Annotated in this window: 10 protein-coding genes and 3 pseudogenes; 6 read left to right on the top strand and 7 right to left on the bottom strand. The window is 63.1% G+C overall.

Annotated elements, in window-relative coordinates:
• Nucleotides 1-74: 74 nt before the first annotated feature.
• Both IQK56_RS14050 and IQK56_RS14045 read right to left on the bottom strand, forming a co-directional pair.
• A pseudogene (locus IQK56_RS14050) lies at nucleotides 75-1,024 on the bottom strand (FecR domain-containing protein).
• Complete coding sequence (locus IQK56_RS14045; RefSeq protein WP_122305305.1) at nucleotides 1,011-1,526, bottom strand: sigma-70 family RNA polymerase sigma factor; 516 nt, start codon at nucleotides 1,524-1,526, stop codon at nucleotides 1,011-1,013. The pseudogene IQK56_RS14050 and the gene IQK56_RS14045 overlap by 14 nt, the downstream one beginning before the upstream one ends.
• 158 nt (nucleotides 1,527-1,684) lie before the next feature.
• Between IQK56_RS14045 and IQK56_RS14040 the strand changes: the two genes are divergently transcribed.
• The gene (locus IQK56_RS14040) at nucleotides 1,685-2,314 is read left to right on the top strand and encodes a LysE family translocator (protein ID WP_193862491.1); all 630 of its coding nucleotides are present in this window, start codon (nucleotides 1,685-1,687) and stop codon (nucleotides 2,312-2,314) included.
• Nucleotides 2,315-2,347: 33 nt separating this feature from the next.
• On the opposite strand, the pseudogene inhA reads toward IQK56_RS14040, so the two are convergent.
• Nucleotides 2,348-3,027: pseudogene (gene inhA / locus IQK56_RS14035) on the bottom strand (isonitrile hydratase).
• Between the two features lie 89 nt (nucleotides 3,028-3,116).
• Here inhA and IQK56_RS14030 point away from each other — a divergent pair.
• Together IQK56_RS14030 and IQK56_RS14025 are read left to right on the top strand one after the other, a co-directional pair.
• The gene (locus tag IQK56_RS14030) at nucleotides 3,117-4,085 is read left to right on the top strand and encodes a GlxA family transcriptional regulator (RefSeq protein ID WP_122305308.1); all 969 of its coding nucleotides are present in this window, start codon (nucleotides 3,117-3,119) and stop codon (nucleotides 4,083-4,085) included.
• A gap of 110 nt (nucleotides 4,086-4,195) precedes the next feature.
• Complete coding sequence (locus tag IQK56_RS14025) at nucleotides 4,196-6,406, top strand: ATP-binding protein (protein ID WP_193862490.1); 2,211 nt, start codon at nucleotides 4,196-4,198, stop codon at nucleotides 6,404-6,406.
• Here IQK56_RS14025 and IQK56_RS14020 read toward each other — a convergent pair.
• The 3 genes from IQK56_RS14020 to IQK56_RS14010 all read right to left on the bottom strand — a co-directional run bounded on the left by IQK56_RS14020 (nucleotide 6,403) and on the right by IQK56_RS14010 (nucleotide 10,038).
• Nucleotides 6,403-7,308: an alpha/beta fold hydrolase gene (locus IQK56_RS14020; RefSeq protein WP_122305310.1), complete on the bottom strand. Its 906-nt coding sequence runs from the start codon at nucleotides 7,306-7,308 to the stop codon at nucleotides 6,403-6,405. The two genes, IQK56_RS14025 and IQK56_RS14020, sit on opposite strands and share 4 nt — an antisense overlap.
• Before the next feature lie 95 nt (nucleotides 7,309-7,403).
• Nucleotides 7,404-9,245 (bottom strand): glycoside hydrolase family 15 protein, encoded by a 1,842-nt coding sequence (locus IQK56_RS14015; protein WP_193862489.1) that lies wholly within the window; start codon nucleotides 9,243-9,245, stop codon nucleotides 7,404-7,406.
• Nucleotides 9,238-10,038: a glucose 1-dehydrogenase gene (locus tag IQK56_RS14010; protein WP_193862488.1), complete on the bottom strand. Its 801-nt coding sequence runs from the start codon at nucleotides 10,036-10,038 to the stop codon at nucleotides 9,238-9,240. The genes IQK56_RS14015 and IQK56_RS14010 overlap by 8 nt, the downstream gene beginning before the upstream one ends.
• Nucleotides 10,039-10,192: 154 nt before the next feature.
• On the opposite strand from IQK56_RS14010, the gene IQK56_RS14005 reads away from it, so the two are divergent.
• The 3 genes and pseudogenes from IQK56_RS14005 (at nucleotide 10,193) to IQK56_RS13995 (ending at nucleotide 14,167) form a co-directional block, all read left to right on the top strand.
• The gene (locus IQK56_RS14005; RefSeq protein WP_150677230.1) at nucleotides 10,193-10,693 is read left to right on the top strand and encodes a sigma-70 family RNA polymerase sigma factor; all 501 of its coding nucleotides are present in this window, start codon (nucleotides 10,193-10,195) and stop codon (nucleotides 10,691-10,693) included.
• 29 nt (nucleotides 10,694-10,722) lie between these two features.
• Complete coding sequence (locus IQK56_RS14000) at nucleotides 10,723-11,667, top strand: FecR family protein (RefSeq protein WP_425274558.1); 945 nt, start codon at nucleotides 10,723-10,725, stop codon at nucleotides 11,665-11,667.
• A 104-nt stretch (nucleotides 11,668-11,771) separates the two neighbouring features.
• Nucleotides 11,772-14,167, top strand: a pseudogene (locus IQK56_RS13995) (TonB-dependent siderophore receptor).
• A 374-nt stretch (nucleotides 14,168-14,541) separates the two neighbouring features.
• Here IQK56_RS13995 and IQK56_RS31405 read toward each other — a convergent pair.
• The coding region (locus IQK56_RS31405) for a hypothetical protein (RefSeq protein ID WP_206691838.1) at nucleotides 14,542-14,731 on the bottom strand (190 nt) is incomplete at its 5' end.

The following is a 14,731-nucleotide window of genomic DNA, read 5'->3' as shown; positions in this document are numbered from 1 at the left end:
GAACCGGCCTGTTGATCGGCCTTTCCTTACAGGTCGAGCGGCAATGCGAATTCACCTCATTTATTTTTGAAGGGTTATACGCGGGGCGAGACGGTCACCCAATAACGGCTGCGGTAGGTGACGTCGACCTTGAGGGAATGTGCCACCAGGCTGAGCACTTGATCGGTATCGTCCAACTGATAGGTGCCGACACGCGCATCCCGGCGACCGCTTCGCTGCAACGTAGCAGGCCGTTGCGATAACGCCCCAGCTCGGCGAGGAAGTCATCCAGGCGCATGTTGTGGGCGCTGATCACGCCGTCGCTCCAGGCCCAAGGGTCCAGGCCATTGGCGCGGGGAGGGCGAATGCCATGGCGGTCGAACAGCACCTGTTCGCCCGGCTGGATCAACTGCCGGGCGCTGGCGTCATGGCGGTCGGCAAACAGCGCCACCGTGCCCTGTTGCACGGCGAGCAACGTGCCTTGGGCGTCTTCACGCACCAGGAAACGCGTGCCGAGGGCGCGCAGGTAACCGTCGCGGGTCTGCACCCAGAAGGGTCGGCTGTCGCCGCCGGTATTGACCAGGATTTCACCCTGGCGCAAGTGCACCAGGCGCCGCGCCTGATTAAAAGCCGTATCAAAGGCACTGGCGCTGTTGAGCTGGATGCGGCTGCCATCGTTCAGCGCCACCCAGCGCCGTTCGCCGGTGACGGTGCGGTAATCGGCCATCAGGGCGGGCAGCGGCGTGTAGTCGCGGCCGAGCCAGGTCAAACCGGCGGTGCCGGCCACCAGCCCGAGCAGTTTCAAGCCGTCACGGCGGCTGATGCGTTGGCGCGCACCGCGCAGGGCATGGCGCCCGACCTGGGCCGGCAACTGGCTGAAGTCGTCATTCATGGTCGCCACCCGCTGCCACACCTGCTGGTGTTCGGCGCTGGTGTGCAGCCAACGGTCAAATGCGGCGGTGCTGGCATCGTCGGCGGTGTTGAAGCGCAGTGTGATCATCCACTGGATGGCCTGGTCGACCAGGCGCGGGTCATAGTTCGGCATAACGCAACCGATAACAGGCGTGCAGCGCCTTGGCCAGGTCGCGTTCCACGGTGGCCTTGGAGACGTTCAGGCGCAGGGCGATCTGTGCGCAGGTCAGGCCGTCGAGTTGGGCCAACAGGAACGCTTCGCGCACGCGTGGCTTGAGTTGGTCGAGCAGGCGGTCGATACGTTCCAGGCTGTCGAGGATCAGCCGCCGGGTTTCCTCCGACGGCACTTGTACCTGCGGGAAATGCGCGAGGCTTTCCAGATAGGCGCGCTCCAGTTCACGGCGCCGATACTGGTCGATCATCAGGCTGCGCGCGATGCTGCTCAGGTAGGCGCGTGGCTGCTGCACCGTCTGCTGCTTGCGCGCATTGAGCAGGCGCACGAAGGTTTCCTGGGCCAGGTCGGCGGCATGCTCGCGGCAACCGGTGCGCCGGCTCAACCAGCCGCGCAGCCAGGAATGATGGGCGTGGTACAGCTGGCCGATGGCGGCATGGTCCAGTGGGTGATCGCTCGACATGGGCATCCTGGCGCAGCAGTCTTAATTGATAATGTTTCGCATTCTAGACGTTGGCCGTGGCAATGAGCAATCACTGGGGAGCATTGTATCCAGCACAATTTTTTGTTTGCCCAAGGCTGGCCGATTAGGCTGCGTGCTTTCCTGACGGAGGGCTGAGCATGATCGACGTGGCGACCCTGGCGATATTTTCCGGTGCAGTGGTGCTGTTGCTGCTGTCTCCGGGACCGAACATGGCCTTTGTTGTCAGCCACGGCGTGACCCACGGCTGGCGCGGTGGAGTGGCGTCGGCGCTGGGCATCAGCGTGGCGGACCTGCTGCTGACGGTATTGACCGCCAGCGGGGTGACGGCGCTGGTCGCCAGTTGGCCGCCATCCTTTGATGTGATCCGGTATGCGGGGGTGATCTACCTGTTGTGGCTGGTGTTCAAGACCTTGCAGAAAAGCCCTGGCCTGGACATGGCCCACGTCAACCGTGTGCCCTTGAGCCGAGTAGGTTGGCAGGCGATGCTCAATAGCTTGCTCAACCCCAAGGCATTGCTGTTTTTCCTGGTCTTTCTGCCGCAGTTCGTAAGGCCCGAGGCCGGGCCTGTCGCCATGCAATTGATGGTGCTGGGCGGCGTGCTGACCGTGATCGCCGGTGTGTTTCACGCACTGCTGGGGTGTTTTGGTGGCGGGCTCAGCCGGTTCTTTGCCAGGCGCACATATAGCGCATGGCTGCAGAAGTGGGGCCTGGCGACGGTACTGATGCTGCTGGCCGTGCGCCTGGCGGTGATGTCGCGTCCCAACTGACTGGCATCAGGGCAAGCCTTGCCCGCTACAGCGTCAGCCCAACCGCGCCGCCGCCCGTGCGGTGATCTCACCGCGGACCCGGCGCGATTCAACCGTGCGCTTCTTCGCCTCTTCCAGCACATGGGCGGGCGCCGTCCGGGGGCTGCCCGAATCGAACGGCGGGGCCGGTGCATATTCGATCTGCAACTGCACCAGTTGCGCCGCCGCTTCGCTGTACAACTCAGCCGCCAGTACCAGCGCGAAGTCGATCCCCGCTGTGATCCCGCCCCCGGTAAACAGGTTGCCGTCACGCACCACGCGCTCCTGCACCGGGATGGCGCCGAGCGGGGCGAGCATGTCGTGGTAGGCCCAGTGGGTGGTGGCCTTGCGGCCGCGCAGCAGGCCCGCCGCGCCGAGTACCAGCGAGCCGGTGCACACCGAGGTCACGTAGCGTGCGGTCTGGGCCTGGGCCTTGAGGAAGTCCAGGGTGGCCGGGTCTTCCATCAGCGCGCCAACGCCGGAACCGCCGGGCACGCAGAGCACATCCAGGTCGGGCAGTCGGCATAGGTGGTGGTCGGTGTGAACACCAACCCCGTGCTGGACGTGACCGGCGCCAAGTCTTTCCACACCAGGTGCAACTTCACATCCGGCAGCGAGCCCAGCACGTCATAAGGGCCGGTCAGGTCCAATTGCTGGATGCCGGGAAACAACACAAAGCCGATCTGCAAGGTCATCGAGAATGCTCCGATAAGGGGTGGACGGCTTCACTCTAGAGGCCTAGGCTTTGGCGAATACGCCATTGACCCCACGAATCACGCCAATCATGCCCAGAATTGTCCACGTCCTCGCTTTCGATAACGCCCAGGTGCTCGACGTGACCGGGCCGTTGCAGGTGTTCGCCTCCGCCAATGACTTGGCCCGCCAGCGCGGCCAGCCGTTGCCTTACGCCGTCTCGGTGATCGCCGCCCAGCGCGAACCGGTGATGACCTCTGCGGGCCTGGCCTTGGTGGCAGAGCCGTTACCCGCCGTGGATGCGCCGTGCGACACGTTGGTGATCGCCGGCGGCTGGGGCGTGTACGGCGCTTCTGAAGACCTGGCACTGGTGGACTGGGTGCGGGAAAAGGCCCGGCACACCCGGCGCATGACCTCGGTGTGCACGGGCGCTTTTTTGCTCGCCGCCAGCGGCATGCTCGACGGTTGCCGCGTGGCGACCCACTGGACGCGCTGCGAAGAACTGGCGCGCAGGTTTCCTTCCCTGACGGTGGAGTCCAACCCGATCTTCATCCAGCAGGGCGCGGTGTGGACGTCGGCCGGTGTGACCGCCGGCATCGATCTGTGCCTGGCCTTGGTGGAAGAAGACCTCGGCGGCGCAGTCGCGCTGGAAGTGGCGCGGCACCTGGTGGTGTTTCTCAAGCGCCCCGGCGGCCAATCGCAATTCAGCGTGACCCTGTCGCTGCAAAAGGGCGACGGCCGCTTCGCCGAACTGCACGCCTGGATGGCCGAAAACCTCACCCTGGAGTTGAACATTGCGACCCTGGCCGCCCAGGCCGGCATGAGCGAGCGCAGCTTCGTGCGCCATTACCGCGCCGAAACCGGGCAGACCCCCGCGCGCGCCGTCGAACTGATCCGCGTCGAAACCGCCCGCCGGCAATTGGCGGACAGCAACGCGTCAATCAAACGCATCGCCGTGCAGTGCGGATTTGGTTGTGAAGAAACCCTGCGCCGCAGCTTTTTGCGGGCCTTGTCAGTCACGCCCCAGGCCTATCGCGAGCGCTTTTGCGCGCTGGCCTGAACGAAAACGTACACAGTTGAATCAAGGTGCTATGTTGCCCTCACTACCTTCCGCGGTGAGTCCTTTCGCCTGCGCCGCTACTCCCTCCGCCCCCCGGCGTGATGTTGCTCATGAAACCATTACCTGCGATCAGCGCGGTCCCTCTGCGGGACGATTGCGCGAGCGAGCCTATTCACATTCCCGGCTCGATCCAGCCCCACGGATTGTTGTTGACGCTCAGTGAACCGACGCTGGAGGTGTTGCAGGCCAGCACCAACGTCAATACCGAATTGGGCCTGGGCCCCGAGCCGTTGTCCGGCCAGGCGCTGGGTCGCCTGATCGGCGAAGAAGCCCTGGCATTGGTACGTCTGGCGCTCGCGGACCTGGAGGCGGATGAGGACGAAACGCGTCAACTGACCCTCAACGGTGACCGCTTTGACGTGTTGCTGCATCGCCACCAGGGTCTGTTGTTTCTGGAGCTGGAGCGGTTCGTGGCACCCTTGCACACGGCTGTATTGCCGGTGGCCCGGACCTTGCGCCGCCTGCAATCGGCCAAGACCCTTGATGGACTGTATGGCACCTGCGTCACCGAGATCCGTGCGTTGACCGGTTACGACCGTGTCACCCTTTACCGCTTTGAGCAGGAAGGCCACGGCAAGGTGATCGGCGAATCCCTCAGCGATGGCATGCAACCTTACCTGGGGCTGTGTTTCCCGGCATCGGACATCCCGCCCCAGGCCCGCGAGCTGTACCGGCTGAACTGGATCCGGGTGATTCCCGATGCGGCCTACACGCCGGTGCCGATCCTGCCAGCGCTGCGTCCGGATAACGGCCAACCCTTGGACCTGAGTTTTGCAGTGCTGCGCAGTGTCTCGCCGGTGCACTGTCATTATTTGAAGAACATGGGCGTGCGCTCCTCGATGAGCATTTCCCTGCTTAAGGACGGCGCACTCTGGGGCTTGATCACCTGCGGCCACCGCGAGCCCCTGCGTGTGCCCCATGAACTGCGCGTGGCCTGTATCAGCATCGGCCAGTTACTGTCGATGCAGATCACCGTGCTGCAGGAACAGGAGGCGCGTGCCCAGCAGAAGCAAAAGATCGACATGATCGACGCGTTGGTCGGCGCGATGGCTGTTGCGACCTGCGATGTGATGGAGAGCCTGCGACCGCACACGCAAACGCTGTTGAACCTGACGGCCGCCGATGGCGTGGCGATTCTGGTGGAGGAGCGCCTGCACTGCGTGGGCGTGTGCCCTACCGAAGCGCAGATTCGCGCCCTGTATCCGTGGGTTCAGCAGCAGGGCAAAGGCGTGGTGTGCAGTCACCAACTGAGTGCGGACTTTGCGCCGGCGGCCGCTTATCAAGGGGTTGCCAGCGGCCTGCTGGCCTTTCGCTTGCCTAAACCGGTGGACAACGCGGTGATGTGGTTTCGATCCGAGGTCAAGACCACGGTGCACTGGAGCGGGGAGCCGATCAAAGTGCGCGAAGCGGCGGCGGTTGCGCTGAGCCCGCGCCAGTCGTTCGAGTTGTGGAAGCAACAGGTCGACGGCAAGGCGTTGCAATGGTCAGCCTCGGAATTGCTGGCCGTGGAAAGCCTGCGCCGCAATGCCCTTGAACATGACCTGGCGCGTCAGGTGCAGCGCGAGCACGCGGCCGTACGGGCCCGGGATGAACTGGTGGCGGTGGTCTCCCATGACCTGCGCAGCCCGTTGACGATCCTGCTGATGCAGTGCGGCATGATGCGCAAACTGGTGCCCGCCGACGAGACCAAATCCAACCTGCGTCTGGCCACGGCGATTGAAACCATGCAGAACGCCACGTCGCGCATGAATACGCTGCTGGAAGACCTGATTGATATTTCACGCATCGAATCCGGGCGTTACCAAGTGGTCCTGCAGCCTCTGGATGTGAAGTCGACCCTGGATCAACTCGGCCTGATGTGGCAGCCGTTGGCGGCGGCCAAGGGCATCAACCTTACGTGGCGGGCTCAGCCCGGACTGCAGGTCCAGGCTGACCCGGAGCGTTTGTTCCAGGTGTTTTCCAACTTGCTCGGCAATGCCCTGAAATTCACTGAGCTGGGGGGCGCGATCGAGGTGATCGCCCTGGCGGCAGACCACGAAGTCCTGTTTCGCATCTGTGATAACGGCGTGGGCATCGGCGCAGCGCAATTGCCCTACATCTTCGAGCGCTACTGGACCTCCCGGGAAGGTAACCCCACCGGCAGCGGCCTGGGTTTGTACATTTCCCACGGCATCATCGAAGCCCACGGCGGCACGCTCTGGGCCGAAAGCGTGGAGGGGCAGGGCAGCGTGTTCAGCTTCAGGATTGCGGCGGCGTCCTAAGCCCTGTCGAGTAACTCGATGATCGCGGCCACCGTCGCCTGTGGAGCTTCCTGGGGAATATTGTGGCCCACGCCGGGCAACACCTGGCGTCGGTAAAAACCGCTGAAGTGCTCCAGGTCGTCATCCTCTTCCGACGGCGGGCCTACGCCGTCATCGGCACCGCACAACGAGATGCTCGGCACCGAGATCGCCGGTTGCAGCGCCAGCGCCTGCTCTATGGCTTCCAGCGCCGGATCACCGGGGGCGTACGTGAAACGGTGGCGGTAGGAGTGAATCACCACCGCGACAAAGTCCGGGTTATCGAAGGACGGCGCGGTCTGCCCATACAGAGCCGGCCCCTCGGCCCAGGACGGTGACCACAGCGACCACAGCAGTTCGCAGAGTTCGCGGCGGTTGGCGGTCAACCCGTCCACACCGCGCTGGGTATGAAAGTAATACTGGTACCACAACCGATGCTCCGTCACTGGCGCCCGAGGCGTGGGCGACTTGGCAATGTCCTGGATGTTGTAGCCGTCCCCGGTCACCAGCCCGCGTACCCGCTGCGGCCACAGCGCGGCAACGATACACGCGGCGCGCCCGCCCCAGTCATAACCCGCCAGCGTCGCTTGCGCGATGCCCAGCACATCCATGAACTCCAGCAGATCCCTGGCCAACGCTGCCTGCTGCCCGGAACGCATGACCTGCGCGTTGATAAATCGCGTCGGGCCATAACCGCGCAGATACGGCACCAACACCCGGCAGCCGCGCCCGGCGAGCACCGGGGCAATCGCGTCATAAGCACGCGGGTCGTAAGGGAAACCATGCAGCAGGATCACCGGCTCGCCATCGGCAGGGCCGTGGGCCTCGTAGTAGATGTCAAGCATGGAGGTTTGCACGTGGAGCAATGGGGCGGTCAAGATCATGGTTGGGCTCCTTTGGTGACCAGCGTTAGTACATCTGAAGCGAAGCAAGCCCGCTCACCACAGAGCCGTTGAGTCCGCGCCTCACCGTCCAGCTCTCAAGGTTGCCACACCGTTTTCTCCCCACTCAACTTGCGGTCCAGGAACGTCGCCGCGCTGATCAGCGCCAAATGGCTCAACGCTTGTGGCGTGTTGCCCAGATGCCGTGCCTGGCTGTCGAACTCTTCGGCGTACAACCCCAGAGGGTTGGCGTAGCGCAGCAGTTGTTCGAATTCCAGGTGGGCCTTCTCCACCTGGCCGGCGCGGGCCAGGCATTCGACGTACCAGAACGAGCACGCGGTAAATGCGCCTTCGGTGCCTTGCAGGCCGTCGATCTGGCTGTCGTCGTTGCGGTAACGGTAGACCATACCATCGCGCACCAGGCTTTTCTGGATCGCTTCCAGGGTGCTCAACCAGCGCGGGTCGGTGGCCGCGACGAAACGCACCAGCGGCATCAGCAGCATCGAGCCATCCAGCGCTGTGCTGCCGATGTGCTGCACAAAATGTCCGCGTTCTTCGTTCCAGAAGTTGCTCCAGATGTCGGCGTAGATCGCCTGGCGCGTCTTGTCCCAGCGCGCAAACGGCGCCGGCAACGAGCGTTTGGAAGCCAGGCGGATTGCGCGGTCCAGGGCCACCCAGCACATCAGTCGCGAATGCAGGAAGTGGTGTTGCTCGCCGCGCATTTCCCAGATGCCCACGTCTTTCCGGTCCCAGATTTCGCAGACCTGATCGACGACTTCTACCGTGTGTTTCCAGCCCTCGTGGGAGATGGCTTCGCCGTACTTGTTGACGAGGTACACCGCGTCCATCAACTCCCCATAAATATCCAGCTGGATCTGGTCGACCGCCTCATTGCCGATGCGCACCGGCCTGGCGCCACCGTGGCCACTCAGTTGATCCAAGTGGGTTTCAGGCAACTCCTGGCGACCGTCGATGCCGTAGAGGATGTTGATTTTGGTCGGCTGGCCGCAGCAGTCGCTGACCCGGCCCTTGAGCCAGCGCATGTAGGCATTGGCCTCGTCGACAAAACCCAGGCGCATAAAGGCGTAGACGGTAAACGACGCGTCGCGGATCCAGGTGTAGCGGTAGTCCCAGTTGCGCTCGCCGCCGGGTGACTCCGGCAACCCGAAGGTGGCGGCGGCGATGATTGCGCCGTGTTTGCGCGAGGTCAGAAGCTTCAGCGCCAATGCCGAGCGGTTGACCATTTCGCGCCAGCGCCCGCGGTAGTTCGATTGGGCGATCCAGCCACGCCAGAACTTCAACGTGTGGGCCAGCGCCAGGTCGGTGCAGCTGCTGTCGACGCGTTCATCGTCCAGGCCACCGAGGACGAATTCGGCGCCTTCTTCCTGGGTCAGGGTAAACGTCGCCACGGCGGCGTTGCCTTCGAGCTGCAAGGATTGGCTGCTGGACAACCGCAGGCCAGGCTGGCCGTCGGCGCTGAAGCACACGGTGCCGTTATCGACGGTGGCGTGGGTGGGCGTGCGTGCATAGTCGTGGCGCACGGCGCAACGCAGGTGGATGTTGGCTTGGCCGCTGACCACGCGTATCCGGCGGATAAGCAGGGGCAGATCATCGACTTCTTCGCTGATGGTCAGCAGGTCGGTGATTTCCACCACGGCTTCATCGCTGAGCCAGCGGGTTTGCAGCACGTTGGTATCCGGCAGGTAGATCTGTTCGCGGCGCGCGTTGGGCAGGTCAGGAGTGAGTTGGAAGATGCCGGCGTCGGGGGTGTCGAGCAGCGCGCAAAAGATCGACGGACTGTCGAATTCCGGCCAGCAGAAAAAGTCGATGCTGCCCTTATCGTTCACCAGCGCGGCACTGCGCATGTCGCCGATGATGCCGTGGGCATCGATGGCGCTCTGGGCTTCGTTTTTCGAATCAACCTTTTTCGAATCAACCATTGTCACGAAACTCCGGATACAGGCTCATGCCGCCATCAATGAACAAGGTGCTGCCGACCACATAGTCGGAGGCGTCGCTGGCCAGCCAGACCACGGCGTTGGCCACGTCTTCCACATCGCCGACCCGGCCATACGGAATCAACTTCAGCAGTTCTTTTTCCGCGGCGCCCTCGGTGGCGGCGCGGTTGATCGCCGTGCGAATCGCCCCCGGAGCAATGCCGTTGATGCGGATGCGCTGCTCGCTGACTTCCTGGGCGAGGCTGCGCATCAGCATCTCCACGCCGCCCTTGGACGCGGCGTAATTCACATGCCCGGCCCAGGGGATCAGTTGGTGCACCGAACTCATGTGGATGATTTTGCCCGCCGCCCGCGACACGCCTTCACGGATGCCCTGGCGGTTGAAGATACGCAGGGCGGCGCGGGCACAGAGGAACTGGCCGGTGAGATTGACGCCGATCACGCTGTTCCAGTCGTCGAGGGTCATGTCGACCACGGCGGCGTCCTTCTGCATGCCGGAGTTGGCCACCAGGATATCCAAGTGGCCGAACGCATTGAGGGTCTGGGCGAACAGCCGTTCTACATCGGCCTCTTTGGACACGTCGGCGCCAAGGGCAATCGCCCGGCCGCCGGCGGCATTGATCTGCGCCGCCAGTGCTTCGGCCGGGGCGGCCTGGCGGTTGTAGTTCAGCACCACGGCAGCCCCGGCCTGGGCCAAAGCCTTGGCCGCGCCAGCGCCGATTCCGGAACTGGCGCCCGTCACCAGTGCCACTTGTTGCTCCAACGAGATGTGCATTGCCCACCCAGCCTTTAATTCATGAGTTCAGTTAGCTGACTGATGGCGCACAAGGTAAGTTCATCCGCGGGGTAGCGGGCGGGCGACAGGTAGCAATTGCTCGACTTAATAGGAAGCATTACTATTCACGCCCCGCCTCCCCAGTGCCCCCGCGATGATCCCTCAGCCGCCCCGCAGAACAGGCTTTTTCGAGCACTACGAAGAGTTGATCGGAACCTGGACGCGCCGCCTGAGAAACCGTCAGCAGGCCGAAGACCTGGCCCACGACACCTTCGTGCGGGTGCTTGAGTCCACGTCCACCGAGGTCGCGCAGCCGCGCGCCTATCTGCATCAAACCGCGCGCAATATCGCAGTGGACGCCTACCGCCGTGAGGACCGCCGCGACGCCATGGCCCTGGAAAATCTTGATCAGCGCTCACCCCACAGTGGCGACCCGGAGCATGTCATGCACGCGATCCAGTTGGCGCAATCCATCGAGCGGGCCTTGGCCGAGTTGCCGCTCAACTGCCGCAAGATTTTTATCTGGCAGAAAATCGAGGGCCTCACCCAGCAGGAAATCGCCGAACGCCTGGGGTTGTCCAAGAACATGGTGGAAAAGTATATGATCCGCACCCTGCGGCATCTGCGTGACCGCCTGGACGCGTTGGCCCCATGACTCAAGCTCGCTCTGAAACAGGACCTTCCATGATGGATAGCCGTGCCCGCGATGAAGCCGCGCAATGGTTTGTACGCCTGCAAGACGCCGAGTTGGACGCCACCGAGCGCCAGCGTTTCGACGCGTGGCGCGCTGAAAGCCCCGAACACCAGTATGAATTCGATGTGCTGCAAGGCCTGTGGAGCGCCACCGACCTGCTGCCCAAGGCCCGATTGCAGGCGTTATGCGAGGCGCCTCCCAAGCGGCGTGCGGTGCTGCGTTATGCCGTCGCGGCCAGTGTGGTCGCGATTGCTCTGGGGCTGGGCCTGTTCAGCGGCCTTGAGCATCCGAAGCCCTACAGTGCCGAGTTCAGCACGCGTCTGGGGGAGCATCGCCAAGTGGCACTGCCCGATGGTTCGGTGATGGATTTGAACAGCCGCAGCGTGGTGGCAGTGCACTACGAAAAAAGCCGGCGCGGTGTGGAGCTTAAACAGGGCGAAGCCATGTTCAGCGTCGAGCACGACACCAGCCGACCGTTCGTAGTGGCCGCCGGGGCAGGGCAGGTGACGGTCACCGGCACGCGCTTCGATGTGCGCCGCGATGACGACCAGACCCGTGTGATGGTTGAGGCCGGCACCGTGAAGGTCCAAGGGCGTTCACCGGATGAGTTGGTGACACTGACGGCGGGCCTGGGGACGCATGTGGACCGCAAAGGGCGGGTGGCGGCGTCCTATGCCGTGAATACCGATGAGCTGACGGCCTGGCGCAGCGGCAAACTGGTGTTCAACAACGCGACGCTGGGGGAAGTGGCGCGGGAAGTGTCGCGCTACCGCGAGCAACCGTTGCGCGTCAGCTCGCCTGCCATCGGTAACCTGCGGCTGACCAGCGTGTTCAAATCCAACGACACCGATGCCTTGCTCAAAGCGTTGCCGCACATCCTGCCGGTGGCCCTGCGAACGCTGCCGGATGGCAGCCAGGAAATTATTTCACGCTGAGATTCAGGTTTTTCCGCGTCCATCGTCTTCTCCTGCAGCTGCAACTGGTTTGCATTAACAGCCGCATACTTTTGCGATCACAGGACTGGGTCAGACGTGAAAAAATTGCCGTTAACAACAATAAAATCGCCCGCTGGGCGCCATTGGCCCTGGCACTTGCCGTCAGCGCCGCACTGCCTGCGGCCTATGCGGCCGACGCTATCCACATCCAGGCTCAACCCCTGGGCGCGGCGCTGAGCCAGTTGGGCCAGCAAACGTCCTTGCAGGTATTTTTCAACTCCGACATGGTCGCGGGTAAACAGGCGCCTGCGGTCGACGGCAACCTCTCTCCTGAACAAGCCCTGCGCCAATTGCTGCAAGGCAGTGGCCTGGACTATCAGATCGACGCCGGTTCCGTGACCCTGCGCCCGCTGAACAGCGGCACCGGTGAGGCCGGTTCGCCTGTGGAGCTGGGCGCACCGACATCCGGGTGGTGGGTGACTGGCTAGGCGATGCCAATGCCGAAGTGGTGCAAAACCATCCTGGCGCACGCACGGTGATTCGCCGTGAAGCCATGGTGGAGCAGGGCGCGATGAACGTCGGTGACGTGCTGCGTCGCGTGCCTGGCGTGCAGGTGCAGGAATCCAACGGCACCGGCGGCAGCGATATTTCCCTCAACGTCGGCGTGCGCGGGCTGACGTCACGCCTGTCGCCACGCTCCACCGTGCTGATCGACGGCGTGCCGGCGGCGTTCGCGCCGTATGGCCAGCCACAGCTGTCGATGGCGCCGATTTCCGCCGGTAACCTGGACAGCATCGACGTGGTGCGTGGCGCCGGTTCGGTGCGTTACGGGCCGCAGAACGTCGGCGGCGTGATCAACTTCGTGACCCGTGCGATCCCGCAGACATTCTCCGGCGAAGTCGGCACCACCCTGCAAACCTCCGCCCATGGTGGTTGGAAGCATCTCGAAAACGCCTTTATCGGCGGCACGGCCGACAACGGCATCGGCGTTGCGCTGCTGTACTCCGGGGTCAATGGCAACGGTTATCGCAACAGCAACAATTCCAATGACATCGACGACGTGATCCTCAAGACCCACTGGGCACCGACCGATCAAGACGACTTCTCGCTGAACTTCCACTACTACGACGCCAGCGCCGATATGCCCGGCGGCCTGACCCAGAAGCAGTTCGACGCCAACCCGTACCAGTCGGTGCGCGACTGGGACAACTTTAGCGGGCGGCGCAAGGACGTGTCCTTCAAGTACATCCGCCAGATCGACGACCGTACCCAGGCCGAAGTGCTGACGTACTACTCCGATAGTTTCCGTGGCAGCAACATCGCCAACCGCGACCTCGCGACCCTCGGTTCCTACCCGCGCACCTACTACACCTTCGGCATCGAGCCACGGGTGTCCCATGTGTTCGACGTGGGCCCCAGCACCCAGGAAGTCAGCGTCGGTTATCGCTACCTCAAGGAAGGCATGCATGAGCAGGCCACCAGCCTGAACCTGATCAACAATGTGCCGACACCAGGAGGGCAGAGTGATGGCCACGTGTATCAAGACCGCACAGGCGGTACCGAAGCCAACGCGTTCTATATTGATAACAAAATCGATATTGGCAAGTGGACTGTTACTCCTGGAATTCGCTTCGAAGATATCCGCACCGAGTGGCACGACCGCCCAGTGATTGCACTGAACGGCACCCGCACCTCGGAAAAGCGCCGCGAGGTCCACAACAACGAGCCCCTGCCGGCCCTGAGCGTGATGTACCACCTCTCCGATGCCTGGAAGTTGTTCGCCAACTACGAAACCTCTTTCGGCAGCCTGCAGTACTTCCAACTGGGCCAAGGTGGCACCGGTGACCAGACCGCCAACGGCCTGAACCCGGAAAAGGCCAAGACCTACGAGGTCGGCACCCGCTACAACGACAGCGTGTGGGGCGGCGAACTGACGTACTTCTACATCGACTTCTCGGATGAACTGCAATACGTCAGCAATGCCGTGGGCTGGACCAACTTGGGCGCAACCAAGCACGCCGGCATCGAAGCGTCGGCCCACTATGACCTGTCGAACCTGGACCCGCGCCTCGACGGCCTGACCGCCACTGCCGGTTTCACCTACACCAAGGCCACCTCTGAGGGTGATGTGCCATTCAAGGGGCGTGACCTGCCATTGTATTCACGGGAAGTGGCCACCTTGGGCCTGCGCTACGATGTCAATCACTGGACCCATAACCTGGACGTGTACGCTCAGTCCGGCCAGCGTGCGCCGGGCACTACCAGCACCTACGTCACCCAGGGCACCGCCGATGGCCAGTACGGTGATATTCCCGGTTATGTCTCGGTCAACGTGCGCAGCGGGTATGACTTCGGCGAGCAACTGTCGAATCTGAAGTTGGGCGTGGGCGTGAAAAACCTGTTTGATCAGCAGCACTACACGCGCTCCAGCGACAACAATGCCGGGTTGTACCTGGGCGAGCCGCGTACGTTCTTTGTGCAGGCCAGCGTCGGGTTTTGATTCTGCGTGGACGTCCAGATGTCGCCGCCGCTCCCGGTCAGGGGGCGGTGATGCACAGGTTGCACGGCAAGCGCTCGTTAGGCTCTTCCTACGAGGTATTGGAAAATTTCAGCACTTTCAGGAACCGACTTCCACTGTTCTGCCACACAGAAAGAGCCTGCTTGCGCTGGTTTTTTTGACGGTCAGTTGACGTCGAGGGCTGGGTCCGCGAGGTAAGGCGCCTGAAAAAACCGAACTGGAGAGCTCAATGTCGGTATCAGTACTCAACCAACCTGCTACACAGTCCGTCAATAACGACACACAAAAAAGTGCCCCGTCCGGTCCTGCGCGACCTCATCCGTCTTCAGGTAGTCAGCAGAAGGTAGGCGTGACATTCAACAGTCCGGGCAGTCAGTCCGGGCTGATATTTGATAGCGCATCGAGGCACCCGGTACCGGGTCACGGTCACTTCCGCCCGGGCCCACCGCCGCGTCCTCTGCCTGAGGGTGTACGACCCAATCCGGGCCCGCCGCCGCGTCCTCTGCCTGAGGGTGTACGACCCAATCCGGGCCCGCCGCCGCGTCC

The organism is Pseudomonas cyclaminis (assembly GCF_015163715.1).
Classification (GTDB): Bacteria; Pseudomonadota; Gammaproteobacteria; order Pseudomonadales; family Pseudomonadaceae; genus Aquipseudomonas; species Aquipseudomonas cyclaminis.
The sequence above is the reverse complement of the archived record's forward strand: the minus strand, read 5'-3'. Positions and strand labels throughout refer to the sequence as shown.